Here is a 26,574-nt window from a genome sequence, read left to right as displayed (position 1 = left end):
TGGGCCTGATTCAGGCCTTATCGCGAGCCAGCAACGGTTTGAGATAGAAGCCAGTGTGAGACTGCTTCATCTCGGACACTTCCTCCGGTGTACCGACGGCAATGATCTGTCCGCCTTTGGACCCACCTTCCGGCCCCAGGTCCACCAACCAGTCGGCTGTCTTGATCACATCCAGGTTGTGCTCGATCACCACCACGGTATTGCCGTGGTCGCGCAGGCGATGCAACACGTCGAGCAGTTGCTGGATATCCGCAAAGTGCAGGCCGGTGGTCGGCTCATCGAGGATGTACAGCGTCTTGCCGGTATCGCGCTTGGACAGCTCGCGGGACAGTTTCACCCGCTGGGCTTCACCGCCCGACAGCGTCGTCGCCGATTGCCCCAGCTTGATGTACGAAAGGCCTACGTCCATCAGCGTCTGAAGTTTGCGCGCCAAGGCTGGGACGGCGTCGAAGAACACCCGGGCTTCCTCGATGGTCATCTCGAGGGTTTCGTGGATGCTCTTGCCCTTGTACTTGATCTCCAGCGTTTCGCGGTTGTAACGCTTGCTCTTGCAGACGTCGCACGGGACATAGATATCTGGCAGGAAGTGCATTTCCACCTTGATCAGGCCATCACCCTGACAAGCTTCGCAGCGTCCGCCCTTCACGTTGAAGGAGAAACGCCCCGGCCCGTAACCGCGGGAGCGCGATTCCGGCACACCGGCAAACAACTCGCGAATCGGCGTGAACAACCCGGTATAGGTCGCCGGGTTGGAGCGCGGCGTGCGACCGATCGGGCTCTGATCAATGTCGACGACCTTGTCCAGATGTTCTAGGCCTTTGATGCTGTCGTGAGCTGCTGCTTCCAGGGTCGTTGCGCCATTGAGTGCCGTAGCGCTCAAAGGAAACAACGTATTGTTGATCAGCGTCGATTTGCCCGAGCCGGACACGCCGGTGACACAAGTCAGCAGGCCAATCGGAATCTCCAGATCCACGTTGCGCAAATTGTTACCGCGAGCGCCTTTGAGGGCCAACGACAACTTCTTGTTACGCGGCGTGCGTTTGGCTGGAACTGCGATCTTTACCCGGCCCGACAAGTACTTGCCGGTCAGCGAATCAGGGTGAGCCATGACCTCGGCCGGCGTGCCTTCGGCGACGATATGCCCACCATGCACACCAGCGCCCGGGCCGATATCCACCACATAATCGGCCAGACGAATCGCGTCTTCGTCGTGCTCGACCACGATCACCGTGTTGCCGATGTCGCGCAGGTGTTTGAGGGTGCCCAGTAACCGGTCGTTATCGCGCTGGTGCAGACCGATCGATGGCTCATCGAGAATGTACAGAACCCCCACCAGGCCGGCGCCAATTTGACTGGCCAGGCGAATCCGCTGGGCTTCGCCGCCGGACAGCGTGTCGGCACTGCGATCCAGTGACAGATAGTCCAGGCCGACGTTGACCAGAAACTGCAGGCGCTCGCGGATTTCCTTGAGAATCTTGTCGGCAATCTCGCCACGGCGGCCGGTCAGTTTCAGTACGCCGAAATACTCACAGGCGTCGCCGATTGGCAGATTGGTCACCGCTGGCAAGGTCTTCTCGCCAACCCAAACGTGCCGCGCCTCGCGACGCAGACGGGTGCCGCGGCAATCCGGGCAGGGTTGGGTGCTGAGGAACTTGGCCAGTTCTTCACGGACTGAAGCCGATTCGGTTTCGCGGTAGCGGCGTTCCAGGTTCGGTACGATGCCTTCGAACGGGTGCGAACGTTTGACGATGTCGCCACGGTCGTTCAGGTATTTGAAGTCGACGTTCTGCGAGCCACTGCCATGCAGGATGAACTTCTGCTGATCGGCCGGCAGGTCGTTGAACGGTACTTCAAGGCTGAACTTGTAGTGTGAGGCCAGCGACCCGAGCATCTGGAAGTAATAGACGTTGCGCCGGTCCCAGCCGCGAATCGCGCCTTCGGCCAGCGTCAGCTCGCCATTGACCAATCGCTTGATGTCGAAAAATTGCTTAACACCCAAGCCATCGCAGGTCGGGCAAGCACCGGCCGGGTTGTTGAAGGAGAACAGCTTGGGTTCCAGCTCGCTGATGGCGTGGCCACAGATCGGGCAGGCGAAGCGCGCGGAGAAGATGATTTCTTCGCCGGGCTCGTCATCCATCGGTGCTACCAGTGCAATGCCGTCCGCCAGTTTCAACGCAGTCTCGAACGACTCAGCCAAACGCTGTTGCAGATCGGCGCGGACCTTGAAGCGGTCGACCACGACATCGATCGAGTGCTTTTTCTGTTTATCCAGCTTCGGCAACTCGTCCAGCTCGCAGAGCCGGCCGTTGACCCGGGCCCGCACAAAACCCTGAGCGCGCAATTCTTCGAAGACCGAGAGGTGCTCGCCTTTGCGCTCGCGGATCACCGGGGCCAGCAGCATTAATTTGCTGCCCTCCGGTTGTGCCAGCACCAGGTCGACCATCTGGCTGACGGTCTGGGCTTCCAGCGGAATGTCGTGGTCCGGGCAGCGCGGAATACCGACGCGAGCGTAGAGCAGGCGCAGGTAGTCGTAGATTTCGGTGATGGTGCCGACCGTCGAGCGCGGGTTGTGCGAGGTCGACTTCTGTTCGATGGAGATCGCTGGCGACAGACCTTCAATGGTGTCGACGTCGGGTTTTTCCATCATCGACAGGAACTGCCGGGCGTAGGCTGACAGCGATTCGACATAGCGGCGCTGGCCCTCGGCGTACAACGTGTCGAAGGCCAGGGACGACTTGCCGGATCCGGACAGGCCGGTGATAACGATCAGTTTGTCCCGTGGCAGGGTCAGGTCGATGTTCTTCAGGTTGTGGGTTCGGGCCCCACGAATCAGGATCTTGTCCAAAGTGGCCTCGCTCGGCGGGCGTCGAAAACGTAGGAGTATACGGCCAAATACTGGATGGATGCACACTATCGAATGAGGGCATTGCAGTCATACATGAAAGCTGCGCGTCAAAGCGTCGCGATGTACCCCGTCAATCGATGGGACTGGTAGAATCGCCGCCGGTTCACATGAGGTTTTTCCATGCACGATCCCCACAGCGAACGCATGAGTGGCAGTGAGACCCGCGCAGCAAGCGGTCTGGCCCTGGTGTTCGCCTTCCGTATGCTTGGCATGTTCATGGTGTTGCCGGTTCTGGCGACCTATGGGATGGACCTGGCAGGAGCGACCCCGGCCCTCATCGGGTTGGCGATTGGCGCTTACGGCCTGACCCAGGCGATCTTTCAGATTCCTTTTGGCTTCATTTCCGACCGCATCGGTCGTCGTCCGGTGATTTACCTGGGGCTGATCATCTTCGCCCTGGGGAGTGTGCTGGCGGCCAATGCCGATTCGATCTGGGGCGTCATCGCCGGACGCATCCTACAAGGCGCCGGGGCGATTTCCGCGGCGGTCATGGCGTTGCTGTCAGACCTGACCCGGGAACAGCATCGGACCAAAGCCATGGCCATGATCGGCATGACGATTGGTCTGTCGTTCGCTGTCGCCATGGTTGTAGGACCGTTGCTGACCCGTGTCTTTGGCCTGTCCGGGTTGTTCTTCGCCACCGGTGGCATGGCGCTGGTCGGCATCGTCATTGTGATGTTCATGGTGCCGCGCGCAACGGGGCCGTTGCAGCACCGCGAGTCTGGCGTTGCGCGCCAGGCGCTGATACCGACACTCAAACATCCGGACCTGCTGCGTCTGGACTTGGGCATTTTTGTGTTGCACGCGATGTTGATGTCGAGCTTCGTTGCATTGCCCCTGGCCTTGGTCGAAAAGGCTGGGCTGCCCAAGGAGCAGCACTGGTGGGTGTATCTGACCGCGCTGCTGATCTCCTTCTTCGCCATGATCCCGTTCATCATCTACGGCGAGAAGCGACGCAAAATGAAACGAGTTTTGCTCGGTGCCGTCGTGACGCTGATGCTCACTGAGCTATTCTTCTGGCAGTTCGGCGATAGCTTGCGGGCTCTGGTGATTGGTACGGTGGTGTTCTTCACCGCGTTCAATCTGCTGGAAGCCTCCTTGCCATCGCTGATCAGCAAGGTTTCACCGGCGGGCGGCAAGGGCACGGCAATGGGGGTTTATTCCACCAGCCAGTTCCTCGGTTCGGCGCTGGGCGGGATCCTCGGCGGCTGGATGTTCCAGCACGGCGGTTTGTCGGTTGTATTCCTCGGATGCGCCGGCCTGGCTGCCCTCTGGCTGGCCTTTGCTGTTACCATGCGCGAACCACCTTACGTCACGAGCCTGCGCTTGCCGTTGTCGCCCGAGGCGATCCGCGAAGCGGGTCTGGTCGAGCGCCTGAAGGCCGTCGTAGGGGTAACAGATGCAGTGATCGTCGAAGATGAAGCGGCGATTTACATCAAATTGGACACAGAACTATTGGATCGCACCACCCTTGAGCGCCTGGTGAACAACCCGGCCGGGGCAGCGTGCGTAGCCTAGGAGAACGTTATGGCCCGTGGGGTTAACAAAGTCATATTGGTCGGCACTTGCGGCCAGGATCCCGAAGTTCGCTACTTGCCTAACGGTAACGCCGTGACCAACCTGAGTCTGGCGACCAGCGAACAGTGGACTGACAAGCAAACCGGTCAGAAGGTCGAGAAGACCGAATGGCACCGTGTGTCGATGTTCGGCAAGGTTGCCGAAATTGCCGGCGAATACCTGCGCAAAGGTTCGCAGGTGTACATCGAAGGCAAGCTGCAGACCCGCGAGTGGGAAAAAGACGGTATCAAGCGTTACACCACGGAAATCGTGGTCGACATGCAAGGCACCATGCAACTGCTGGGCGGCCGTCCGCAACAGGGCGACCAACAAGGCGGGGGCAATAACTACCAGCAGTCCGCCCCGGCTCCACGCCAACAGGCGCCGCGTCCACAGCAGTCGGCACCGCAACAGTCGCGTCCGGCTCCACAGCAGCAGGCCGCTCCTCAGCCGGCTCCGGATTTCGACAGCTTTGATGACGATATCCCGTTCTGAGAGTTACCTTAGACTTTCTTGTAAGGTTTAGCCTCGAAACCTCCGATCGGTCTTCTTGACTGGTCGGGGGTTTTCTTTTGCGCCTCATTTTGTAGGAGCCAAGCTTGCTGACGAAAAACGATGACGCGGTTGGTCTGATTAACCGCGTGACCGTTCTTCGCCAGCAAGCTTGGCTCCTACAGAAATACAGTCAACGGGATAAAGTGGTTACATTGGCCCGTGCCGAGTGCAGTTTCTTGTAGCTATCGATCAACCGCAGGTGCCTGTCGAGCCCCTCCAGCTTCATGCTGGTCGGCGTCAAGCCATGGAAACGGACGCTGCCGTCTACCGATCCGATCGCTGCATCCATCCGTTCGTTGCCAAACATCCGGCGGAAATTGGCCTCGTAGTCTTCCAGTTCCAGGTCTTCGTCCAGCTTCATCTCCAGCACCACATTGACGGCCTGGTAGAACAAGCCACGCTCAACCGTGTTGTCGTTGTACTGCAGGAACATTTCCACCGCCTCTTTCGCCTCTTCAAATTGCTGCAAGGCGAGATAAATCAGCAGCTTCAATTCCAGGATCGTCAGCTGACCCCAAGCCGTATTGTCGTCAAATTCGATGCCGATCAAGGAGGTGATGTCGGTGTAGTCGTCCAGCTCGCTTTCCACCAGGCGCTCAACCAGCGCTTGCAGTTCGTCTTCGTCCAGGCGATGCAGGTTGAGGATATCGGCGCGGAAAAACAGCGCTTTATTGGTGTTATCCCAGATCAGATCGTCTGCCGGATAAATTTCCGAATAGTCCGGCACCAGAATGCGGCACGCCTTCGCGCCGATATGCTCGTAGACCGCCATGTACACTTCCTTGCCCATGCCTTTGAGAATGCCGAACAAGGTCGCGGCTTCCTCGGCATTCGAGTTTTCACCCTGGCCGGAGAAGTCCCATTCCACGAATTCGTAATCCGACTTGGCACTGAAGAAGCGCCATGACACCACGCCGCTGGAGTCGATGAAGTGCTCGACGAAGTTATTCGGCTCGGTCACTGCATGGCCTTCAAACGTCGGCTGTGGCAGATCGTTGAGGCCTTCGAAGCTGCGGCCCTGCAGCAATTCGGTCAGGCTGCGTTCCAGCGCCACTTCCAGGCTCGGATGCGCGCCGAACGAGGCGAACACGCCGCCGGTACGCGGGTTCATCAACGTGACGCACATCACCGGGAATTCACCACCCAGGGACGCATCCTTTACCAACACGGGGAACCCTTGCTCTTCCAGCGCCTGGATCCCGGCCAGTATCCCGGGGTACTTCGCCAGCACTTCGGCCGGCACATCCGGCAGTGCAAATTCACCTTCGATGATTTCGCGTTTTACCGCGCGTTCGAAGATCTCCGACAGGCACTGCACCTGGGCTTCGACCAGCGTGTTACCGGCGCTCATGCCGTTGCTGAGGAACAGGTTTTCGACCAGGTTGGACGGGAAATACACCACCTCACCGTCCGACTGGCGCACGTAGGGCAGCGAGCAGATACCGCGCTCTTCATTGCCGGAGTTGGTGTCGATCAGATGGGAGCCGCGCAGCTCGCCGTCACGGTTGTAAATCTTCAGGCAGTATTCGTCGAGAATTTCAGTCGGCAGCGCATCCTTGCGACCAGGCTTGAACCAGCGTTCGTTCGGGTAATGTACGAACGGCGCATTGGCGATGTCTTCGCCCCAGAACTGGTCGTTGTAGAAGAAGTTGCAATTGAGTCGCTCGATAAACTCGCCCAGTGCCGAGGCCAACGCGCCTTCTTTGGTCGCGCCCTTGCCGTTGGTAAAGCACATCGGCGAGTGCGCATCGCGGATATGCAGCGACCATACATTGGGCACGATATTGCGCCACGAGGCGATTTCAATCTTCATGCCCAGGTCCGCCAGAATGGCCGACATGTTGGCGATGGTTTGCTCCAGCGGCAGATCCTTGCCCGCGATATAGGTGCCCGTCCCGGAATTCGAAGCAGGCATCAATAACGCCTGGGCATCGGCGTCGAGGTTTTCCACCTCTTCGATCACAAACTCAGGCCCGGCTTGCACCACTTTTTTCACGGTGCAACGGTCGATGGAACGCAGGATGCCCTGGCGGTCCTTGTCGGAGATGTCCGCCGGCAACTCGACCTGGATCTTGAAAATCTGGTTGTAGCGGTTTTCCGGATCAACAATGTTGTTCTGCGACAGGCGGATGTTATCCGTGGGAATACTGCGAGTGTCGCAGTACAACTTCACGAAATAAGCCGCACACAACGCCGACGAAGCCAGGAAATAGTCGAATGGACCAGGTGCCGAGCCATCGCCCTTATAGCGGATAGGTTGGTCGGCCACCACCGTGAAGTCATCGAACTTGGCTTCAAGTCGAAGGTTATCGAGAAAGTTGACCTTGATTTCCATGGGGGATTACCAGAATAACGGGCTAGACGATTTGGCCGCCATTATCCGGTATTTCCGCCGTAAGTCTTGCGGGCATCGTACTTATGTCCACACCGGCGATGGATGGGTCAGTCGAGTATCAGGTGCGGCAAGAAACGGCTCGAATCCTTGGTGATCAAACTGTTGTCTTCTCGCACGCCAATACCGGCCGCCTGATCGCCGATGACCCAAGAGCCAACCAGCGTAAAGCTGTCGCCAAACTTCGGCAGTGGGGCGAACTCCTGAAGGATAAACGGCGCGTCGGTGTAGGGCCCGTCCTCTTTCACGATCAGGCCGTCAGCGGTTTGCAACTCGATGTTGGCGCCTTCCCGGGAGAAGAACGGTTTGCGGACCCAGCCTTTGGGCACTGCTTTGCTTGGGTCGACATCCAGGTGCGCCGCGAGCAGGTTCGGGTGACCTTTGTTGAACTCCCACAGCAGCGGCAGTATGCCCTTGTTGGAAATGATCGATTTCCAGGCCGGCTCGAAAAACTGTGTGTCGCTCTGAGCAATCGCTGCACCGAAGGGCTCGTGGAAGATAAATTCCCAGGCATGCAGCTTGAACAGGTGAGGAATCCAGCGATCTTCTAAATCGACGAAACGTCCCTCGTTGGTGAGGCCGATGTCCTCGATATCGATGTGTCGCGATTCGATGCCGACCTTCTCCGCGATCAGGCGCAGATAGTCGGTGGTGCCTTTGTCTTCGACCGAGTCTTTCATCGAAGCGAAGTAGAAGGGCTGTTTGAGCTGTAGCTGGGCAAAGGCCTGATGCAGCTTGGTGTCGATACTGTTGAACTGATCGACGTGCCTGGGTAGCAAGCCGCGTTCAATGCATTGCTCCAGCCAGCCCCACTGAAACGCCGCGGCCTCATACAGACTGGTCGGCGTGTCGTAGTTGAGTTCCAGCAACTTGGCCGGCCCGCTGCCGTTGTAGGAGAAATCCATGCGTCCATACAGGTGCGGATGGCCTTCGAGCCATGAAGTGCGAACCATGTCGAAGAAGGGCGCGGGAATGCTCAGGCGCTCCAGCAACTCCTCGCTCTGAACCACGCGGGCCACCAGGTCCATGCACATCTCATGAATCTCGGTGGTCGGGTCTTCGAGATCGTTCTCGATCTGTTTGAGCGTGAACTGGTAATACGCGCTCTCGTCCCAATAGGGTTCGTCGTCGATGGTATGGAACAGAAAGCCGAGACTTTCGGCGGTCTGTTTCCAGTCATGACGCTCGGCGCAAAGGATTTTCTTCATGGCCCTGTTTCCTTAGCTGCTCGAACCGCCAAAGCTCTTGCTTGATCCACCCCAACCACTGCGTGCGCTGGCCTGGCTGCCGAAGCCGCCGCGAGAGGTGGCCGAGGCAACAGACGCCGCCTTGCTGCGGGTGATGGTGTCGCTATAGCTGCTGGTGCCGTACCGCACCTGATTGGACCTGTTGAAGGTCGAACCTGACGAGACCCGCTGGCTGAGTGTCGAGGACGAGTAGCTGCCGCGATCATCGCGATAGCGGTAGACCGGTTCGGAGTAGTAACTGTTGCGGTTGTTACTGAGCATATTGCCGATCAGCAGGCCGGTCAGCAGGCTGCTGCCAGAGAAGCCCGACCCTGCGGCGCTCGCTTCCGACGCGGGCAGTTTGGCCTTGGCCGCGTCCACTTCGGCTTGTGTCACCTCGCCATCGGCGTTCAGTTCGAAACCGCCGAGCTTGGGGATGAACTTGCCAGCGGAGTCCTGCTGGCACCAGTCGGCAACAAAGTCGGCGTCACAATCAGCCTGGTTGTCGTACACCGGCGCAATGCGGCGATGCTCGGCCATGGCCTTCATGTAGGCGTCAGAACAGATATCGACCGGGAGCTTTTCATCCGCGCACTGCTGAACGGACTGGAAGTTGTATTTTTTGTGTATCTCGTAGGTCTTTTCCGTTGGCCCGCAGCCTGAGATCGCCATGGCGACCGACGCGGCCAGGGAGAGCTGAACGTACTTGCTTCGTTTCATCGGGATCTCCGTGGCGCAATCAGTTCTGGGAAGGGGTCATGCACGCGGCGTTCAACATGCCGACGCTGATGGCCACTGCCGCGACATAGATACCCGCAGCGATTTCGCCCTTTTTAATGCGTTCAGAGGCGCCTTTGAGCACCAGGCTGGTCACCAGGAACGCCAGCAGTTGTACGAACGCGGCGATCACTGCCCAGACGACGAAATCCAGAATGCTGATCGAGTAGGCAATCACATTGCTGGCCGGAATGGCGAAACCGATGATGGCGCCACTCAGCGCGATCGCGGCCGAAACGTTGCCCGAACGGATCAGTTCGAACTCTCTGTGCGGGGTGATTCGGGTGTAGATGAACTGAAACAGCGCGAACAGCACGGCGGCGCCGAGGATGTACGAAACAAACCCGAGCACGGCGGCTTTATTCAGGGAGATGGAGAGCGCTTCAAGCATGGACTTCTTCCTTTTTAAAAAGTGTTCAGGTCGGTGGTGTACAGCGAAATACCCAGCGAAGTGCTCAGGCTGATGGTGCCTTCGGCGTCTTCTTCGACGGAAAACAGCAGGAATTCCCGGCGATCGGTCAGGCCGGTTTCGCGGGCGTACAGCATCGAACGGTGCTCGATGCGGTAGGACTCATCCGGGTTTTTCAGGTGTTCGCTCAGCGCCACCAGTTCTGTCTGGCCGTTCTCGGTGCCCCATTCGCGGATGTATTCGACACCGTTGTGGGTGTAGCTCGGCAAGCCGATCAGGCTTTGAGGTCCGGCCAGACGACGCAGCTCCGCTTCACTGTTGATGGTGACGTAACTGAGGTAATTGAACAGGATCACCGACTCAACCTGTCCGGCGATGTCGCCGGTGGTGTGCACTTGCAGCCAGTAGTCTTCATCGTTCATGTAATAGCGTGACAGCCAGTTCGACTGCCCGAGATCAACAGTGCCAGCGCTCCAGATCTGTTGGGAGCCCGGGATGACCACGTTGGTGTTGCCATCGAGCAACAATTTCAGGGTGGTGTCGAACATCACCTCTTTGCCCAATGCCAGGCCCAGCGGACCGATGGCGGGCAGGGTTTGGTTGGCTGTCCATTTCGATTCTGTATTCGCTTTCGGGGCCTCAAGCCCCATCAACTGTTTAAACCATCCCATTGGTGATTTCCTTGAGGCGAGTGGAGGCGATATAGAAGAGTTCGCCGCCCTCAACGCGAGTGGCGCCGGGCGGGTTGATCGAAGGCTGTCGGGCGCCTTTGGCGCGGTAGCCGATAAGGGTAGCGTTGTGGCGCTCTTTCATCTGTGTGTACAGATCGCCGAACGTTGCTTCAAAGGTCTCGGGCAGTCTCATCAGGTATTGGGTAGCGCCTTGACCCACGCACAGCAATTCATTGATGACCACTGATGAGCCCGGATCCTGAGAGGCACGCACCAACATCTCGATGGCCATGCTCGAGGTGCATTCCAGGCTGGGCGCGTAGGCGCTGGCGAGCGCGGCGATTTCACTTTCATTGAAGTGGGCAACCACATGCCCGACAGGGCTCAGTTGATTGACCGCTAGCACGGTGGCCAGGGTCAGGTCGTCTGATTGGGTTCGCACCAGGACGCGTTCGGCACCGGGAACGCCGGCCCGCAGCAAAAGCGCGGCAGAGGACAGGCTTTCGCCTTTGATAAAGTCCGCTTTGCCCGGCATGGGGTTTTCTTCGAGGTCGCAATCGCAAATGACGATCAGGTTGTCATTGGAGGTTTCGTCCTGCAGCAATAATTCAATGACCCGCTCGCTGGACGCGCCTTCCCAGCCGATGAGAACCGTGTGGCCGACCTTGCCGGTGAAATCGCCTTTGCCCTTCATGCCTTTTCTCCATGCATCGATGACGCTGCTGGTGGTTTTGCCGATGGCTGCCGTCAGCAGCGCAATGCCCCCGAGCATGACCCAGGTAGCCACGAAAATTCGTCCCGCCGATGTCTGTGGCGCGAGATCGCCATAGCCGACGGTGAGCGTAGTGGTGAGATAGAAGTAGGTAAACGTGGCGGGGGCGGTGAGGTGTTGTTCGCCCAGAAGCACCAGGCCGATATAGGCCGTGCTCAGGTGTATGCCCAGCGCAATGGCCAGGCCTGCCCAGCCGAACCGATGGAAGAAGGACGCGGCGTACGTGCGCAATAAAAGGAAAATCGACATTACATCCCTGACTCCATGGGGGGCTCATTCCTGGCGACGTAATCGCTCTGGCGTCTGAGTGCTCAAATGCGGTTACCGGGCGGCATTAAACCTGCTGCGCGGCGTAGATAACAGTACCTTGGCTGCAATAAATCCGGCGATCGCACCAAAGATGTGCCCTTCGAAGGACATGCCTTGGCGAGGAAAGAAGCCAAAAATCAGGCCGCCATAGAGCAGGACCACGACACTGGCCGTTATCAGGTTGCTCCAGCTCCTCTGGAACCAGGCGCGCGACAGGAGGTACGCCCACAGTCCGAATACCCATCCGCTGGCACCGATGTGAACGCCTGCAAAACCGAACAGCCAGACCAGCGAGCCGCCCAACAGAATAATGATGGCGCTGACGGCCATGAACCGGCTGAGCCCTTCGACGATGACCAGGGTACCGAGAATCAAAAAGGCAATCAGGTTGGTGCTCAGGTGCGCAAAGGACCCGTGCAAGAAAGGCGAGGTGATGATGCCGACCAGTCCGTGCAATGTTCTCGGCACCAGGCCGAAGGCAACAAGGCTGTAGCCGGTCGCAACATTGAGCAGTTGCAGCGCGACCATGAAGAGGGCCACGCCTGCGATTGTCTTGAAACCCTTCAGGGCATCCATCCGTGACCTCGACTCGGCAAAAAGAAGGACATTGAATTACTGCCTGTCAGTTAAGAGATAGAACGAGCGCTGAGTAACATTGTGGCGAGGGAGCTTGCTCCCGTTGGGTCGCGAAGCGGCCCCCCTATATTGCAAAAAAGAAGGGGGCTGCTGCGCAGTCCAGCGGGAGCAAGCTCCCTCGCCACAGGTTCAGTGCGCTTGCCTGACTGACATCAAGGCAATGAATGCCCTAACCGGGTTACTCAGCCGATTTTTTCTTCAGGCGTTCCAGAATCGCATTGGCGCTGCCTTCGTTCGGCGTGATGCCGGCTTCACGCAGCTTGCGCTCCAGGTCGGTGCCGGTCGACGCATCGGCCAGTTGGTCCTGGGCTTCCAGTTCAGCGGCGCGTTGCTGCTGCTTGGCTTGCAGGCGGTTCAGCGTACCGACGGCGGTTTCCAGCTTGCCGTTGGCGCCGCCACTGGCGATCGATGCACTGACCTGGGCTTTCTGTACGCTTTCACGCGCCTTGGCCATGTCCACTTGCTGACGCAGGCTTTTGATGCGGCTTTCAGCCTTGGTGATGTCTTTGCGCATGTTGTCCGCGTAACCGCCGAATTCGGTGGCCTGCTTTTGCTCGACATCCAGTTCATTGGTCAGGGTCGAAATGGCTTCGGCCACTTCCAGTGCCAAGTCTTCGCGATTGGCCTGAATCGCGGCCAGGGCCTTGGACTCCAGATCCTTGATCTTGGCGTTGTACTCGCTGACGCGATCAGCCGACAGTTTGTGCTTGGCCATGATGGTGACCAGCTCACGCTTGGCGTTGGCCAGCGCGCTGTCAGCATCACGAATTTCCTGGTCGAGGATGCGCAGGGCCTGTTGGTCGACGATCGATTCACCGACTTCGTTGGCACCGCCACGCAGCGCGGTGAACAATTTGCTCCAGATGGACTGAGTCATTGGATATTTCCTGTTCCCGAAAAATTAGATGAAGAAACGTTCAAAGGCTTCGCTGGCGCGCTGGACGTTGTCGACGAGGGTTTTGACCTCGGTCACGACGTTGGTCAGGCTGGAGTCGGAGCTCAACGCGCCGAACATGTTGTAAACAACCTGGCCGTTGGGCATGGACTCGATACCGATTGAGGACAGCGGGAACATTTCCCGGCTGCGCAGCACGGCATCATTGAATGCCGGCACGTCGTTGATGGACTCGACATCGACCAGAACGGTATCGACGATGACCTGATCGCCAACCACGGCGATGTAAATCGGCAAGCCACCGAAGTCGTTCATTTCCAGCTTGATGCTGGACTCGGAGCCTTGAACGAGGGAGAGGGTGATGTCGTTCGAAACCACTTCGTCGAGGGCCTGAAGGGCGCTGTAAAGGCGGTCGATGTTCCAGTTATTACCTGCGCTCATGTAATTCTCCGACATGAATGAGCCAGCCAGAATCGGTTGGCGTAGCTGTTTCTCCATCTGCTTGAGCAGGCTTCGGTTTTCGGGAAGCACCCAAGTCTCGTGTTTCACATAACCGGCGGCACCCAGGCCCGCGCGCATCTGTTTCATGTAGAAACTGGATGGTTTTTTCGCGGACGGTTTCGAGCGCTCTCCCTTTTGGCTCGCTGAATCGGTAACAGATCCGGTAGGCGGATCTGATGGAGAGCTGCTTTTCATGATGCTGACCCCGTTGTGAAAATCTCACGCGTGAGAAACACTACAGGCAATTTTTGCGGACCTCAATAGCTCACGCGTGAGATTTTTCGACTGTTGCACAGGTGCATGACCAAAGAAGGTCTATCACTCTATGCCATTCAGTTAAGCGCAATCCTGTGGGAGCGGGCTTGCCCGCGATAGCGATGTAACAGTCAACAAAGATGTTGGATGTGATGGCCTCATCGCGGGCAAGCCCGCTCCCACAGGTTCTTCACTTAGCCAGCCAGAAAATCGTCAGTGGACACCACGCTTGCATAAGCAAAACCCAGGGACGACATGAAGGCGGCATGCACGTGAGCTGCCGGAACCGTCAGACCGTTGAACTCAAGATCACGGGTGGCGCACGCATCGTGAACGACGGTAATGGTGTAGCCCAAGTCGGCGGCGGCACGGGCGATGCCGTCGATGCACATATGACTCATGCTCCCGACGATCACCAAGTGCTCAATGCCTTGCTGGTCGAGGATGGCTTCCAGTTCGGTCTCGCGGAACGAGTTGACGAAGTGTTTAAGCACCACCGGCTCGTCGGTGCGGTTGAGGACTTTGGGGTGCAGCTTCGCGCCGTCGGAGCCTGGCGTGAAGAACGGTGCGGCGTCGGAGGTGAATTCGTGGCGGATGTGCACCACCGAATCACCGGCCTCGCGAAACGCCTGAATCAACCGTGCAGCGTTGTCTGCAGCGGCGTCGGCGCCCACCAGCGGCCACTTGCCTTGGGGGAAGTAGTCGTTCTGGATATCGACTACGATGAGTGCTTGCTTGGCCATGACTGTTTCCTCGAAGTGTGTGTTGGTGTGCAATCAAGTATTGGTGCTGGCCGTTCGTTCGAGGATTGGCCGCACCGACAATAGAAGGGGGAAAACTGACAATGGGTGTAGAAAGGGCAGTCGCCGAACTGGGAGTGCTGATCTATCCCGGTGCGCAGATGGCGGCGGTGCATGGGCTGACGGACCTGTTCGGCGTGGCCAACCGGATCGCCGCCGAGCATCAGGCGGCGCAGTTGCCATTGCTGCGGGTCAGTCACTGGCAGGTCGATGGCGATCAAGTGCCCGAGCGGGTCTATGACACTCATCCTGGCCCGGTCGGCGCGTTGGTCGCCGTGTTGATCCCGCCCTCGATCGGAGGTTTTTCCGAGCGGCAGGCGCCCCAAGAGTTGATTCGCTGGCTTCGTCAGCAACACGCCAACGGTGCGACCCTCGGCGGGGTCTGCGTGGGTTCTATTTTGTTGGCTGAAAGCGGCCTGCTCGATGGCCGTAGCGCCACCACCCACTGGACCTCGGCCAAGGCCTTCGCCGAGCGTTATCCGGCGATCAAGCTCAAGGCCGACACGCCGATTGTCGACGATGGTGACCTGATCACTACTGCCGGGTTGATGGCCTGGTCAGAGCTGGGATTGCGGTTGGTGAACCGCTTGCTCGGACCGAGCATCGCCACTGGCACGGCGCGGTTTTTGATGGTGGAACACAGCGACAGCGCGAGCGAGTGCGGCAGTAATTTTTCACCGATTCTCAACCATGGCGATGCGTCGATTCTCAAGGTCCAGCATTGGCTGCAAAGCACCGGGGCGACCGATGTCTCGTTGACGGCAATGGCCGAGCGGGCGGGGCTGGAAGAGCGCACTTTCCTGCGGCGTTTTCGTGCGGCAAGCGGGTTGAAACCCACTGAGTACTGCCAGCACCTGCGGGTTGGCAAGGCACGGGAAATGCTCGAGTTCACCAACGGCACCATTGATCACATTGCCTGGACCGTGGGTTACCAGGACCCGAGTGCGTTTCGGGCAACGTTCAAAAAGATTACCGGGCTGGCGCCGAGTGATTACCGGGGGCGGTTTGGGGTAACGCCAAACACAGCTGTGTCTCGGTAGCCAGATCACACCAGATCAAAAAATGTCCCACATTAGATCTGTGCCAGGCTTTGAGTCGTGCAAAATGCCGGGAGTATTGAAAGGTGTCGTGCAGAATAAAACAGGCCTTGTGCTATCACGTATTTCGCAACCGGCTGATTTGAAACCCGTTTCACTCCAGCCGCCGTTGGCCTGATCTCTGCACCTCCTTGAGCTACATTTATCAAGCGCAGATTGAAGGGGAACGCATGACCCCAACAAACCGCAAGAAACTGGTGCTCGCCCATTCGGTGCGCCCCCACGCCCCACTGCACGAAGTCGAAACCAATCGCGCACTGGCCCGTTGGCTGGCGCAGGTCGTCGGGCTCGAGTACGGCGGCAGTTATGACTTGGAACTGCACAGCGGCCGTGATGTTTATCTATTGCCGACCCAAACTCTGGTGGGCGTTGCTGCCGCCCGGCGGTTGGGCGTCAAAGGGCCGGAGGATTTGTGGGGCGGTTACGTCGACCACGATTTCATCTGCACCAAAGCCATCAGCCATGGGTTGTTGAACCGCTATGCGTTCGCGCCCGAAGGCTGGTCGTCGATATTTTCCGAACGGGTGCGCAGCGTCGTGCTCGACGGCCTCAGCGTGTTCTCCCTGGAGGATGCTCGCCCGGCGGCGGAACACCTGCTCTACAGTGGGCCGATCCGCATGAAGCCTATTCATGCCTGCGCCGGACGCGGTCAGGAAGTGATCAAAAGCCTCGACCAGTTCGATGCCATCCTCGCTCGTCCCGATGCCAAAACATTGTTCACCGAAGGTGTGGTGCTGGAACAAGACTTGACCGAGGTGGTCACCCATAGCGTCGGTCAGAGTTTTATCGGCGACAAGGTGCTGAGTTATTGCGGTGATCAATACTTGACCGAAGACGGTCAGGGCGATCAGGTTTATGGAGGGTCCAACCTATTGGTGGTGCAGGGTTATTACGAGGACCTGCTGGCGCTGGAACTACCGGACGACACGAGGCTGGCGATCCAGCAGGCGCAGGTATTCGACAGCGCGGCCGATGAAGCCTACCCCGGGTTCTACGCCTCGCGGCGCAACTACGACATCGCCCAGGGGCTGGATTGCGATGGCAAACAACGCAGCGGCGTGCTCGAACAATCCTGGCGCCTGGGCGGTGCCAGCAGTGCCGAAGTCGCGGCGCTGCAGAGTTTCGTCAATGACCCCGGCCTGCAGGCGATTCGCGTGTCGTCGGTCGAAACCTATACCGATCAACCGCTGCCGGCCAACACCATTGAGGTCTACCGCGGGCCAGCGGAACACGGTGACTTTCTTCTCAAGTACGTAACGGTAAAATCCTATGACGGCTAGAAGCGAAACCATTGCGATCGACATCGATGATGAGCAGATGAGCGGAACCTTCCTCAGCCCCAAATCGAAAGTCCCGGGTGTGCTTTTCGTTCATGGCTGGGGCGGCAGTCAGGAGCGCGACCTGGAGCGCGCCAAAGGCATCGCCGGGTTGGGTTGCGTGTGCCTGACGTTCGACTTGCGCGGCCACACCGGCGGGACCGGTATTCCGTTGTCCCGGGTAACCCGCGAAGACAACCTGCGTGACCTGCTGGCGGCCTACGACCGCTTGCTCGCGCATCCGGCGCTCGATACCTCTGCGGTCGCTGTGGTGGGTACCAGTTATGGCGGTTATCTGGCGGCGATCCTGACCTCCTTGCGCCCGGTGCGCTGGCTGGCGCTGCGGGTGCCGGCGTTGTATCGCGACGACTTCTGGCACACGCCCAAGCGTGAGCTGGACAAGCTCGATTTGCGCGATTACCGCAGCACGCGGGTCCACGCTGACAGCAATCGCGCGCTGCATGCCTGTTCGCAATTTACCGGGGATGTGTTGCTGGTGGAGTCCGAGACCGACGCCTATGTGCCCCACGCGACCATCATGAGTTACCGCGCGGCGTGTCAGCAGACCCACTCGCTGACTCACCGGATTATCGATGGTGCCGATCACGCCTTGAGCGAGCCTGTCTCGCAACAGGCGTACACCTCGATCCTGGTGGGCTGGATCACGGAAATGGTGGTGGGCGAGCGGTTGAGCATTATTCAGTCGCGTTGAGGTTTGCGGTGTTCTTGCTCGCGAAAGCGGCATCCGTTTCAACTAATCTTTCAAGAAGGTTTCTTCTGGATCCGCAACGACTTGGCCTTGGCTTCCACCACCAGGTACATCACCACGGTAATCAGCAGCGGCAGGAGGAAATAGATCGCCCGATAAGCGAGCAACCCCGCCACCAGGCTTCCCCGCGAGACCTCATGTTGCAGCAATGCCACGAACACCGCCTCCAGCACACCGAGCCCGGCCGGAATGTGGGTGATGACCCCGGCAATGGCGCTGATCAGCAACACGCCAAGCACCAGCGGATAATCCAGTTTGCTCGGCAGCAGGGTAAAGATTACCGCCGCCATCAGCGACCAGTTCAGCGCGCCGAGGGCCAGTTGCAGGACCGCCATGTGCAGTGACGGCAGGTTGATTTCCACGCCGCGAATCGACCACTCCCGCCGCCTGGAAAATCGGCAGGCGGCCAGATACCCCGCGCTCAACAGCAGCAATAACGCGCCCACGCCTTGCAGGGCACCGCTGCTCAGCTTCCAGCCTGGCGGCATTCTCACCAGTCCGCTGCTGAACACGGTGCCGGCAATCACCATGTAACCGAACCAGTTGGTCGCCAGGCTTAGCCCGAGGATTTTCGCGATGTTGCTTTTGCTCACACCGAGCCGTGAATACAGCCGATAACGCATGGCGATGCCGCCGACCCAGGCGCTCAGGTTGAGGTTGAAGGCGTAGCTGATAATCCCTACCGGGAGGATCTGTCGCCAGGTCAGGTTCTGCCGGATGTAGGTGCGGCCGATCAGGTCGAAACAGGCATAGACCAGAAAACTCATCAGCGTCACCCCGGACGCAATGATCAGTGTGCGCACCTTGAAGTCGGCCAGGGTATCGAACACTTCGCCCCATTCGATGCGTTCGGCGAGCATCGTGAACAAAACGATCAACGCCAAAAAAAACAGCATCGTCAGCGGCTTTTTCCAACGGTGCCAATGGGATTTTCGCGGCGCGTCGGAGTGAGGGGCAGGCCGTGCATCGGAATGGCTCATGCCTTATCGCTCCCGGCCGGATGAATGAAGGGTTTCAAGCGCGGTTTGTGCGCCGGCAACCAACCGGCCCATGCCGGGAAATGCCGCAGGAAGTGAAACACCAGAAAACCGATGGTCATGTCCCAGATCCGTCCACGAGGCGCCTTGTCCGCCGACATGACCTTGCAGTGGTTGCTGCTCAATTCGTCGAGACGCTCGAACAGGTCGCGGTTGAAGGCTCGGTCGCGGATCAACACGTTGGCCTCCAGATTCAGGGACAGGCTCAGCGGGTCGAGGTTACTTGAGCCGACAGTGCTCCAGTCCTCGTCGACCAGGGCGACTTTGCCATGCAGGGGACGGTCGCAATATTCGTAAATCGCTACCCCGGCCCGCAGCAGATAGTCGTAGGTCATGCGCGCGGCGAGCCTGGCCACCCGCAGATCCGGTTGCCCCTGAAGAATCAGGCGCACCTCGACCCCTCGGCGCGCCGCATTGCGGATCTCCCGCAGCAGCCGATAGCCAGGAAAGAAGTAGGCGTTGGCGATGACCACGCGATGCCGGGCACCGCGCAGTACCCGCAAGTACACCTCTTCGATATCGCCCTGATGTTCGCCATTGTCGCGATACACCAGCCGTACCTGACCATCATGATCGCTGACCGCCAGTTCCGCGCGCCTCTGTCTGCGACGCTGCCACCAGTACTTGGCCCGAGCCGGACGACCGCTTTGCAGCAAGGCGAAATGATGAATGTCTGCCACCGCCGGGCCTTGCACTTCAACCGAATAATCCTGTTTGGCCTCGGGGCCGAAGTCGGCCAAATGGTCGGCGGAAAAGTTGATTCCGCCGAGGAACGCAATCGTGCCGTCGACCACCACAATCTTGCGGTGCAGGCGGCGGAACCAATTGGTGCGAATGCCAAAGTGACGCGGGGCGGGGTCGAATATTTGCAGACGCACACCTGCATTGCTCAGCGCCGCGAGGTACTCCGTGCTCAGTTCGCCACAGCCGAAACCGTCGAGGTTGACGGTGATGCGCACGCCGCGTTGAGCCGCTTCAATCAGGATTTTTTGCAGCTCATTACCGACCTTGTCCTCGAATACAATGAAGGTCTCCAGCAGGATTTCACTCTGGGCCTGGCGCAGCGCTTCAAACACTCGTGGAAAGTATTCCTCGCCGTTCTCCAGCAATTCGACGCGATTGTTACCGTGCCAACCATATTCGACGTCAGCCACTGCGGGCTTGCGTACCGGCGGAGGCGCGGAGACGTGTTCGATCGTGGTTTTTTCCATCAGTGGGCCGGTCATAGCTCGATCTCCACCGATAGCGGTGCATGGTCGGAAAGGTGTGACCAGGGTCGTGCCGCCAGTACTTGCGGATGGCTGGCCTTGAGGTCGCGCACGTAGATGCGGTCCAGGCGCAGCGCGGGCAAACGCGCCGGGAAACTGCGTGCTGGTTTGCCATGCAACTCAGCGAATACTTCACGCAAACCGCAGGGCTTGAGCAGCGCATCGGCGCGCAGGCGCCAGTCGTTGAAGTCGCCGGCCACCACCACCGGGGCATCCTCCGGCAACTCTTCCATACGTTGGCTCAGCAGCTTGAGTTGTGCCTTGCGGTGACTTTCGCGCAGCCCCAGATGGACGCAAATGGCATGCACTTCCCGGCCATCGCCGGGCATGCGCAGCACGCAATGCAGGATTCCACGGTTCTCATGGCCGTGGATGGAAACGTCGAGGTTGTCGTGGCGAATGATCTGAAACTTCGACAACAGCGCATTGCCGTGATCGCCCGCCGGGTAGACTGCGTTGCGCCCATAGGCAAATTGCGGCCACAGGGTATCGGCCAGGAATTCGTACTGAGGCATTGCCGGCCAATTGAGGTAGCGCTGTGGATGATGTTCGTGAGTGCCATGGACCTCCTGCAAAAACACCACGTCGGCGGACACACTGCGTACCGCTTCGCGCAATTCGGGCAGGATGAAGCGTCGGTTGAGCGCGGTGAAACCCTTGTGGGTGTTGACCGTCAGCACGGTAAAACGACTCACGGTGCTGATGATGGGTTGCTGTTCATCCGTTGTGCCGACCGGTTCGGGAATGCTCATGGCAGCACTCCTTCGGCAGCGGGTTCGCCGGGGGCAGTGGCAAGGTCTTTGTCGAGATGCAAACGCTCAAGCAGGCGGCGCGCATCGAAGGGTGCCCGGACTTTTATGTCGTTATCGAAATAACAGAACACCTCACGGGATCTGCGTGTTTTGGGTTTTTGCCGAGGCGCGATCAATTGCGGATCTGCCGGTTGCTGTCCGTGATACCAGGCCTCGATCCGGTCACCCCAGCGTTGCAGCGCTTGTGGGGTGTAACCGCTGGCGTAGAGCTCTTCGGCACCGTGCAGGCGCAGATAGACGAAATCACTGGTGAGGTCTTCGCGGTACGGCCATTTTCCGGCGGTGTCGGCGATGACCAGCGCAGTGTTGTAGCGTTTGAGCAGACGGATGAAGGCGGGATCGACAAAACTTTCGTGGCGAATTTCCACGGCATGGCGCAGCGGCTTTTTGCCGTAGGCCTTCATGCTGGCGTGACCATTCAGGCGCGGCTCATGTTGGCGGGCGAGGGCGGCGGCCTGTTCCGTGTCGTGGGGTAATTGTTCGAGAAAGCTTTCGAACAATTGCGGGTCGAATTTGAAGTTGGGTGGAAACTGCCAGAGGATCGGGCCGAGTTTTTCCTTGAGTTCCAGCACCCCGGAAGCGAAGAAATTCGCCAGCGGCTTATGAATGTCCCGCAAGCGCTTGATGTGGGTGATAAAACGCGGCGCCTTGACGCTGAAGACGAAGCCCGCCGGGGTTTCGTCGTACCACTGGGCATAACGTTCTGGCCGTTGCAGGGCGTAAAACGATCCATTGATTTCGATGCTGTTCACTGCCCGTGAAGCGAATTGCAATTCGCGCTTCTGGGTCAGCCCCTTCGGGTAGAACTCCCCCCGCCAAGGCGTGTAGCGCCAGCCTGAAATACCAATATGAATCGCCGCCATGTCGCCTCCCGTCTATGTAACCCTCGGACAGCCTCTGTCTTTTGATGACTGCCGGGCGTGCGAGAAAGTTTCGACGGGGCTACGGACGGTAAAACTCAAAAACACCACAAATCAAATGTGTGCGGGCATGCTCGCGATGAGGCCAGAACATTCAACATTGATGTCGACTGTTAGACCGCCATCGCGGGCAAGCCCGCTCCCACAGTGTTTTTTGTTGTTCACAAATATTGCATTCACAGAAGATCCCTGTGGGAGCGGGCTTGCCCGCGATGGGGCCGTTCCAGACCACATCAATGCCGGATCAGTTTGTTTCGGACCTCGGCACTGGCCTGCTGATCCAGCTCCAGCCAGAACTGTTGCTTGCCGGCGATCTCGGCGGCGGCCGGTAGGCCGTCGCGATACACCAGTCGATTGCTCGCCAGCGCCGGCACTTTCGCGCCAGGCAACAAGGTGCCGGCGAGGTTCAGCGGATCCACCCCACACACCGCGATCAGACTTCCATCGCAGGGGCGCCGTCTGACTTCGCGCAACAATGGAATCGCCTCGGGCAGCGCAAATTGCTCCCCCGCCAGACCACTGACAAACCGCCCGCCGCGAATCTCGCCCCGGGCCTCGAGCCGATGAAATGTGCGCAGCAATTCCCGCCAACTCGGCAACCAGTCCGCCTCCCGCTCCAGCAAGCGCCAGAACACTACGCCGTAACGGCGCAACAAGGTCATGGCGATGTGTTCCAGGGTGTCGCTCGGCGTAGGCGCCGGCTGTTGTTTATCCACAATCGGCGCGACAGCACCGCGGCGCAGCAACGCCCAGCGTCCGGCATCGTCCATGCCGCCAACAAACGCTCCGCGCCCGCGTCGGTTGCTGCGATTCTGGCGTTTGCTGGCCGGGGTAATCAGCGCCCGCAGGCCGGCGAAACTGTCGGCGTTTACCAGCCCGGCACCGACCAGTTCCTGCAAGGCGATTTCCAGTTCCGAGCGCAGCAGATGGGCTTCGTGAATCAGCTCATCGAAAAACAGTGCGCCATGCTGGCTGAGCGCTTCATGGACTTTTTGGGTTTTAGGCGACAGTTCGCTGACCGGTGTCTGCTCGGTCAAGCCGCTCCACAACCCGACTTGACTGCGCGGCAGCAGTAGAATCGGCGTGCTGCGTAATGCCGTGCTGGTGCTCTTGTTGTGCGTGGTCAGGCGGGTCCACACCAGTTTGCCGCTGCGGCATAACTCATCCAGCCAGCTCGCCGAATAGTCTTTGATACGCGCCGGCAGAATGTCGCTGTCCCACGCCGACGCGGCGGCGGGGTAGCCTTCGAACTGGCTGATGATCGCCGGCAACACCGCGCGGCCCTGACCTTGGCTGGCGGCGGAAAGATGCTGCCAGTCAAACAGAAAACGCATGAAATCCTGCAACGCCACCGGCTCGATTTCCCGTCGCAGCCGTTTGACCGTGTAGCGATGAATCCGCGCCAGCAGATGTCGTTCACACCATTCTTCTTCAGGGACGCCTGGGGTGAATTGCCCGCGCAGTACATAGCCTTCGCGCTCCAGTTGCGCCAAGGCTTGAGTGACTTGAATCGCCGGTAATCCAAGCGGTTCGGCAATCGCTTTCAGCGGCAACGGACCAAACGCGCTGAGCCGCGCGCGGATCACTTCCAGCACCGCTTCGTCTGGCTCCCAGGTTTCATCGAAACCGGGCAATGCCTCCAACGGTGGAGCCAATGTGGCCTGTGGATAAATCGCCCGCAGGCAGGTCAGTCGCTCCAGCGCCAACCACAGCGATCGCTCTGCGTTGATTTGCAAACGACTGGCGCGGCCAGTGTCGGCGAGGGTATTCAGCCAATCGAGCCAATTCGGGTTGGCCTGAGCCTCGTTATCGGCGATGCACGCCAGGCTCATCAACGCTTCATGCATTTCATCAATGCCGGTGGGCGTTGGCCAGGCTTCATCACGCACCGCAGTAATCGCCTCGGCGTCCAGCGCACCGAGATCATCGGTGGACTGCGGATCACTCCAGCGGCGGCTGAGCACTGCCTGAGTGCGGCGCTCTTCCAGCGGCGCATCGTCGAGAAAGGTGTAGGGGCGGGCGCTGAGTATCTCCGCCGCCAGTGGCGAAGGCGCTGGCAGATCACGGCTGATCAGGCGGATGTCGCCCTGTTCGATGCGCCGCAACAACGCCAGCCAGCCTTCGCTGTCCATGGCTTCGTGCAGGCAATCGTCGAGGGTTTGTTCCACCAGCGGGTGATCGGGAATCTCACGCTCGCCGGCGAGGTTTTCCACGCAGGCGATCTGATCGGGAAACACACTGGCGATCAGGTCTTCGCTTTTCATCCGCTGGATCTGCGGCGGTACTTTACGTCCGCCGCTGTAGCGCGGCAGCGCCAGGGCGACCCCGGCGTTCCAGCGCCAGCGCACGCCAAACAGCGGCGCCTCGAGCACCGCTTGAATCAAGGTATGTTCGGCACTGTTGCTGTGCAGATAACGCCAGACGTCCTCAAGCTCGAAGCTGTGACCGGTGGACAGCGACAGCACGATGGCGTCCTCGCTGGCGGCGGCCTGCAATTCGAAGTTGAAGGTGCGGCAGAACCGCTTGCGCAGGGCCAGGCCCCAGGCGCGGTTGATGCGGCTGCCGAATGGCGAGTGGATGATCAGTTGAGTACCGCCGGACTCGTCGAAAAACCGCTCCATCAGCAGCGTGTCTTGCGATGGCAAGGCGCCGAGGGTCTGACGCGCCCGGGCCAGATAATCCACCAGTTGCTCGGCACTGGCGAGATTCAAGCCGAGGGTGTCAGTCAGCCAGTCGACGGCTGGCTGCAGGTTGCCGGGTGTGGCACCGAGGCGTTCATCGAGTTGCGCTTGCAGGCGGGCCACGGCGAACGACAGTTCATCGCTGCGCCCGGGTGCTTCTCCGAGCCAGAACGGAATGGTCGGCGGTTGACCCTGAGCGTCTTCGACCCGGACTTTGCCGGTTTCAACCCGCAAAATTCGATACGACGTATTGCCCAGCTGAAAGATATCTCCGGCGATACTTTCCACCGCGAAGTCTTCGTTGACGCTGCCGATGTTCAGCCCTTGAGGCTCCAGCAGAACGCTGTAGTCGGCGTTGTCGGGAATCGTCCCGCCGCTGGTCACGGCGGTCAGCTTGGCGCCTCGACGGCCGCGAAGGGCGCGGCTTACGGCGTCCCGGTGCAGATAAGCGCTGCGAATACCCAGGCGCCCGTTGTAGCCCTCGGCGAGCATCTGCAGCAGTGCCTGATAGTGCTTTTCGTCGAGCCTGGCGTAAGGCGAGGCGTTGCGCAGCATGTCCAGCAGCGCCTGTTCCTGCCATTCCTGACAGCTGACTTCAGCGATGATCTGCTGGGCCAGCACGTCCAGCGGCGCTTCTGGGATCTGCAGCGTGTCGAGTTCGCCACGGCGGACGCAATCGAGCAGGGCGGCGCATTCGATCAGATCGTCGCGAGTGGTGGCGAATAACCGGCCCTTGGGCATGCCGCCGACCTGATGCCCGGAGCGGCCGACCCGTTGCACAAACCCGGCAATCGAGCGTGGCGAAGCGATCTGGCACACCAGGTCGACGTCGCCGATGTCGATCCCCAATTCCAGCGAAGCAGTGGCGATCAGCACTTGCAGCTCGCCGCGCTTGAGCCGTTGCTCGGCGTCCAGGCGAAACTCCTTGGCCAGGCTGCCATGGTGGGCCGCTACCGCGTCCTTGCCGAGGCGTTCGCTCAAGTGTCGACTCAGGCGTTCGGCCAGACGCCGGGTGTTGACGAAAATCAGCGTGGTCCGGTGTTCACGGGCGAGGGCGGCGAGTCGGTCATAGACCAGTTCCCAGACGTCGTTGGCCATTACCGCCGACAACGGCACGGGCGGCACCTCTATATCGAGATCCCGTGGGCGGGCGTGGCCGATGTCGATGATGTCGCAGTCGCGATCACGGCCGACCAAAAAGCGCGAGACCGCTTCGATGGGTTTCTGCGTGGCGGACAGGCCAATACGCACCAGCGGTTGCGAACAGAGGGCCTGCAAACGCTCCAGGCTCAGGGCCAGGTGGCTACCGCGTTTGCTGGCGGCAATGGCGTGGATTTCGTCGACGATCACCGTTTGCGTGGTGCCGAGCATTTGCCGGCCGGAGTCGGAACCGAGCAGTACGTAAAGGGATTCCGGAGTAGTCACCAGAATGTGCGGCGCGGTTTTGCGCATGGCCGAACGCTCTTTTTGCGGCGTATCGCCGGTGCGCACGGCGGTGCTGATCGGCACATCGGGCAGGCCCATCACCCGCAACTGTTCGGTGATGCCGGCCAGCGGGTTTTGCAGGTTGATCTGGATGTCGTTGGACAGCGCCTTGAGCGGTGAAACGTAGACCACCAGGGTTTCGTCCGGCAGGCCGTCCGGGCTCTCCAGGCCACGATGGACCAGATCGTCGAGCACGGCCAGAAACGCGGTAAGGGTTTTGCCGGAACCGGTGGGCGCGGCGATCAGGGTCGAACGGCGCTGGCGGATCAACGGCCACGCCCGGGCCTGGGCGGCGGTGGCCGTCGCGAAGGTATTGCTGAACCAGGCGCTGACGGCGGGGTGAAAGCCTGCCAGAGCAGCGTCCGTGGGGATGGGCAGATTCATGTCCTGATTTATGCGGGCGAGTCGGGGAAGATGCAAGTACCGCTCACGACCTTTGCCGGCCTTTAGGGCCCTATCGCGGGCAAGCCCGCTCCCACAGTGTTCTCTGTTGTTCACAAATATTGCATTCACAGAAGATCCCTGTGGG

General features: G+C 59.5%; 22 protein-coding genes. 5 read left to right on the top strand and 17 right to left on the bottom strand.

The window, feature by feature from the left end; genetic code table 11:
• Window positions 1-10: 10 nt before the first annotated feature.
• Window positions 11-2,845, bottom strand: coding sequence for an excinuclease ABC subunit UvrA (gene uvrA / locus AB3226_RS11405; RefSeq protein ID WP_367373153.1), 2,835 nt, complete (start codon window positions 2,843-2,845; stop codon window positions 11-13).
• Between the two features lie 180 nt (window positions 2,846-3,025).
• Between uvrA and AB3226_RS11400 the strand changes: the two genes are divergently transcribed.
• Together AB3226_RS11400 and AB3226_RS11395 are read left to right on the top strand one after the other, a co-directional pair.
• Window positions 3,026-4,423, top strand: a complete 1,398-nt coding sequence (locus AB3226_RS11400; RefSeq protein WP_367373152.1) for an MFS transporter — start codon at window positions 3,026-3,028, stop codon at window positions 4,421-4,423.
• 9 nt (window positions 4,424-4,432) lie between these two features.
• A complete protein-coding gene (locus AB3226_RS11395) occupies window positions 4,433-4,957 on the top strand; it encodes a single-stranded DNA-binding protein (protein WP_007896798.1) in 525 nt (174 codons plus the stop codon).
• An 8-nt stretch (window positions 4,958-4,965) separates the two neighbouring features.
• On the opposite strand, the gene AB3226_RS11390 is transcribed toward AB3226_RS11395, so the two are convergent.
• From AB3226_RS11390 to AB3226_RS11340, 11 genes are all read right to left on the bottom strand, one after another.
• The gene (locus AB3226_RS11390) at window positions 4,966-5,124 is read right to left on the bottom strand and encodes a hypothetical protein (protein WP_367373151.1); all 159 of its coding nucleotides are present in this window, start codon (window positions 5,122-5,124) and stop codon (window positions 4,966-4,968) included.
• Window positions 5,125-5,147: 23 nt separating this feature from the next.
• Entirely contained in the window at window positions 5,148-7,352 is a 2,205-nt protein-coding gene (locus AB3226_RS11385) for an OsmC domain/YcaO domain-containing protein (RefSeq protein ID WP_367373150.1), read from the bottom strand.
• 107 nt (window positions 7,353-7,459) lie between these two features.
• Window positions 7,460-8,617: a glutathionylspermidine synthase family protein gene (locus tag AB3226_RS11380; RefSeq protein ID WP_367373149.1), complete on the bottom strand. Its 1,158-nt coding sequence runs from the start codon at window positions 8,615-8,617 to the stop codon at window positions 7,460-7,462.
• Window positions 8,618-8,629: 12 nt separating this feature from the next.
• Complete coding sequence (locus tag AB3226_RS11375; protein WP_367373148.1) at window positions 8,630-9,355, bottom strand: DUF1190 domain-containing protein; 726 nt, start codon at window positions 9,353-9,355, stop codon at window positions 8,630-8,632.
• Between the two features lie 19 nt (window positions 9,356-9,374).
• Window positions 9,375-9,803: a DUF350 domain-containing protein gene (locus AB3226_RS11370; protein WP_367373147.1), complete on the bottom strand. Its 429-nt coding sequence runs from the start codon at window positions 9,801-9,803 to the stop codon at window positions 9,375-9,377.
• Window positions 9,804-9,817: 14 nt separating this feature from the next.
• Window positions 9,818-10,492: a DUF2491 family protein gene (locus AB3226_RS11365; protein WP_367373146.1), complete on the bottom strand. Its 675-nt coding sequence runs from the start codon at window positions 10,490-10,492 to the stop codon at window positions 9,818-9,820.
• Window positions 10,479-11,513, bottom strand: a complete 1,035-nt coding sequence (locus AB3226_RS11360; protein ID WP_367373145.1) for an ion channel — start codon at window positions 11,511-11,513, stop codon at window positions 10,479-10,481. The genes AB3226_RS11365 and AB3226_RS11360 overlap by 14 nt, the downstream gene beginning before the upstream one ends.
• 72 nt (window positions 11,514-11,585) lie before the next feature.
• Window positions 11,586-12,149: a rhomboid family intramembrane serine protease gene (locus AB3226_RS11355; protein ID WP_367373144.1), complete on the bottom strand. Its 564-nt coding sequence runs from the start codon at window positions 12,147-12,149 to the stop codon at window positions 11,586-11,588.
• A gap of 238 nt (window positions 12,150-12,387) precedes the next feature.
• Window positions 12,388-13,086 carry a PspA/IM30 family protein gene (locus AB3226_RS11350; RefSeq protein WP_052967054.1) on the bottom strand — a complete coding sequence of 233 codons (699 nt, stop codon included), beginning with the start codon at window positions 13,084-13,086 and terminating at the stop codon, window positions 12,388-12,390.
• A gap of 24 nt (window positions 13,087-13,110) precedes the next feature.
• Window positions 13,111-13,692 (bottom strand): YjfI family protein, encoded by a 582-nt coding sequence (locus AB3226_RS11345; RefSeq protein WP_030131197.1) that lies wholly within the window; start codon window positions 13,690-13,692, stop codon window positions 13,111-13,113.
• A gap of 362 nt (window positions 13,693-14,054) precedes the next feature.
• Complete coding sequence (locus AB3226_RS11340) at window positions 14,055-14,603, bottom strand: cysteine hydrolase family protein (protein WP_367373143.1); 549 nt, start codon at window positions 14,601-14,603, stop codon at window positions 14,055-14,057.
• A gap of 101 nt (window positions 14,604-14,704) precedes the next feature.
• On the opposite strand from AB3226_RS11340, the gene AB3226_RS11335 reads away from it, so the two are divergent.
• The 3 genes from AB3226_RS11335 (at window position 14,705) to AB3226_RS11325 (ending at window position 17,785) form a co-directional block, all read left to right on the top strand.
• Complete coding sequence (locus tag AB3226_RS11335) at window positions 14,705-15,700, top strand: GlxA family transcriptional regulator (protein WP_367373142.1); 996 nt, start codon at window positions 14,705-14,707, stop codon at window positions 15,698-15,700.
• Between the two features lie 227 nt (window positions 15,701-15,927).
• Entirely contained in the window at window positions 15,928-17,037 is a 1,110-nt protein-coding gene (locus tag AB3226_RS11330; RefSeq protein WP_367373141.1) for a DUF3182 family protein, read from the top strand.
• Window positions 17,027-17,785, top strand: a complete 759-nt coding sequence (locus AB3226_RS11325; protein ID WP_367373140.1) for an alpha/beta hydrolase family protein — start codon at window positions 17,027-17,029, stop codon at window positions 17,783-17,785. Before AB3226_RS11330 ends, AB3226_RS11325 begins: the two co-directional genes overlap by 11 nt.
• A gap of 50 nt (window positions 17,786-17,835) precedes the next feature.
• Here the strand turns inward: AB3226_RS11325 and AB3226_RS11320 are convergent, their stop codons facing one another.
• From AB3226_RS11320 to AB3226_RS11300, 5 genes are all read right to left on the bottom strand, one after another.
• Complete coding sequence (locus tag AB3226_RS11320) at window positions 17,836-18,822, bottom strand: lysylphosphatidylglycerol synthase domain-containing protein (RefSeq protein ID WP_367373139.1); 987 nt, start codon at window positions 18,820-18,822, stop codon at window positions 17,836-17,838.
• A complete protein-coding gene (gene clsB / locus AB3226_RS11315; protein ID WP_367373138.1) occupies window positions 18,819-20,105 on the bottom strand; it encodes a cardiolipin synthase ClsB in 1,287 nt (428 codons plus the stop codon). The genes AB3226_RS11320 and clsB overlap by 4 nt, the downstream gene beginning before the upstream one ends.
• On the bottom strand, window positions 20,102-20,899 hold the full coding sequence (locus AB3226_RS11310) for an endonuclease/exonuclease/phosphatase family protein (protein ID WP_367373137.1): 798 nt from the start codon (window positions 20,897-20,899) through the stop codon (window positions 20,102-20,104). The genes clsB and AB3226_RS11310 overlap by 4 nt, the downstream gene beginning before the upstream one ends.
• Entirely contained in the window at window positions 20,896-21,822 is a 927-nt protein-coding gene (locus AB3226_RS11305) for a DUF72 domain-containing protein (protein WP_367373136.1), read from the bottom strand. Before AB3226_RS11305 ends, AB3226_RS11310 begins: the two co-directional genes overlap by 4 nt.
• Before the next feature lie 290 nt (window positions 21,823-22,112).
• Complete coding sequence (locus AB3226_RS11300) at window positions 22,113-26,429, bottom strand: DEAD/DEAH box helicase (RefSeq protein ID WP_367373135.1); 4,317 nt, start codon at window positions 26,427-26,429, stop codon at window positions 22,113-22,115.
• Window positions 26,430-26,574 lie beyond the last annotated feature (145 nt).

Source organism: Pseudomonas lini (assembly GCF_964063345.1).
GTDB classification, from domain to species: domain Bacteria; phylum Pseudomonadota; class Gammaproteobacteria; order Pseudomonadales; family Pseudomonadaceae; genus Aquipseudomonas; species Aquipseudomonas lini_B.
This window is presented reverse-complemented; position numbering and strand designations above follow the sequence as displayed.

What these genes read in the sequence shown, in the direction of transcription:
- AB3226_RS11400 (WP_367373152.1), top strand. Translation starts at nt 3,026, where the DNA reads ATGCACGATCCCCACAGCGAACGCATGAGTGGCAGTGAGACCCGCGCA.
- AB3226_RS11395 (WP_007896798.1), top strand. Translation starts at nt 4,433, where the DNA reads ATGGCCCGTGGGGTTAACAAAGTCATATTGGTCGGCACTTGCGGCCAG.
- AB3226_RS11385 (WP_367373150.1), bottom strand. Translation starts at nt 7,352, where the DNA reads ATGGAAATCAAGGTCAACTTTCTCGATAACCTTCGACTTGAAGCCAAG.
- AB3226_RS11380 (WP_367373149.1), bottom strand. Translation starts at nt 8,617, where the DNA reads ATGAAGAAAATCCTTTGCGCCGAGCGTCATGACTGGAAACAGACCGCC.
- AB3226_RS11375 (WP_367373148.1), bottom strand. Translation starts at nt 9,355, where the DNA reads ATGAAACGAAGCAAGTACGTTCAGCTCTCCCTGGCCGCGTCGGTCGCC.
- AB3226_RS11370 (WP_367373147.1), bottom strand. Translation starts at nt 9,803, where the DNA reads ATGCTTGAAGCGCTCTCCATCTCCCTGAATAAAGCCGCCGTGCTCGGG.
- AB3226_RS11365 (WP_367373146.1), bottom strand. Translation starts at nt 10,492, where the DNA reads ATGGGATGGTTTAAACAGTTGATGGGGCTTGAGGCCCCGAAAGCGAAT.
- AB3226_RS11360 (WP_367373145.1), bottom strand. Translation starts at nt 11,513, where the DNA reads ATGTCGATTTTCCTTTTATTGCGCACGTACGCCGCGTCCTTCTTCCAT.
- AB3226_RS11355 (WP_367373144.1), bottom strand. Translation starts at nt 12,149, where the DNA reads ATGGATGCCCTGAAGGGTTTCAAGACAATCGCAGGCGTGGCCCTCTTC.
- AB3226_RS11350 (WP_052967054.1), bottom strand. Translation starts at nt 13,086, where the DNA reads ATGACTCAGTCCATCTGGAGCAAATTGTTCACCGCGCTGCGTGGCGGT.
- AB3226_RS11345 (WP_030131197.1), bottom strand. Translation starts at nt 13,692, where the DNA reads ATGAAACAGATGCGCGCGGGCCTGGGTGCCGCCGGTTATGTGAAACAC.
- AB3226_RS11340 (WP_367373143.1), bottom strand. Translation starts at nt 14,603, where the DNA reads ATGGCCAAGCAAGCACTCATCGTAGTCGATATCCAGAACGACTACTTC.
- AB3226_RS11335 (WP_367373142.1), top strand. Translation starts at nt 14,705, where the DNA reads ATGGGTGTAGAAAGGGCAGTCGCCGAACTGGGAGTGCTGATCTATCCC.
- AB3226_RS11330 (WP_367373141.1), top strand. Translation starts at nt 15,928, where the DNA reads ATGACCCCAACAAACCGCAAGAAACTGGTGCTCGCCCATTCGGTGCGC.
- AB3226_RS11325 (WP_367373140.1), top strand. Translation starts at nt 17,027, where the DNA reads ATGACGGCTAGAAGCGAAACCATTGCGATCGACATCGATGATGAGCAG.
- AB3226_RS11320 (WP_367373139.1), bottom strand. Translation starts at nt 18,822, where the DNA reads ATGAGCCATTCCGATGCACGGCCTGCCCCTCACTCCGACGCGCCGCGA.
- clsB (WP_367373138.1), bottom strand. Translation starts at nt 20,105, where the DNA reads ATGACCGGCCCACTGATGGAAAAAACCACGATCGAACACGTCTCCGCG.
- AB3226_RS11310 (WP_367373137.1), bottom strand. Translation starts at nt 20,899, where the DNA reads ATGAGCATTCCCGAACCGGTCGGCACAACGGATGAACAGCAACCCATC.
- AB3226_RS11305 (WP_367373136.1), bottom strand. Translation starts at nt 21,822, where the DNA reads ATGGCGGCGATTCATATTGGTATTTCAGGCTGGCGCTACACGCCTTGG.
- AB3226_RS11300 (WP_367373135.1), bottom strand. Translation starts at nt 26,429, where the DNA reads ATGAATCTGCCCATCCCCACGGACGCTGCTCTGGCAGGCTTTCACCCC.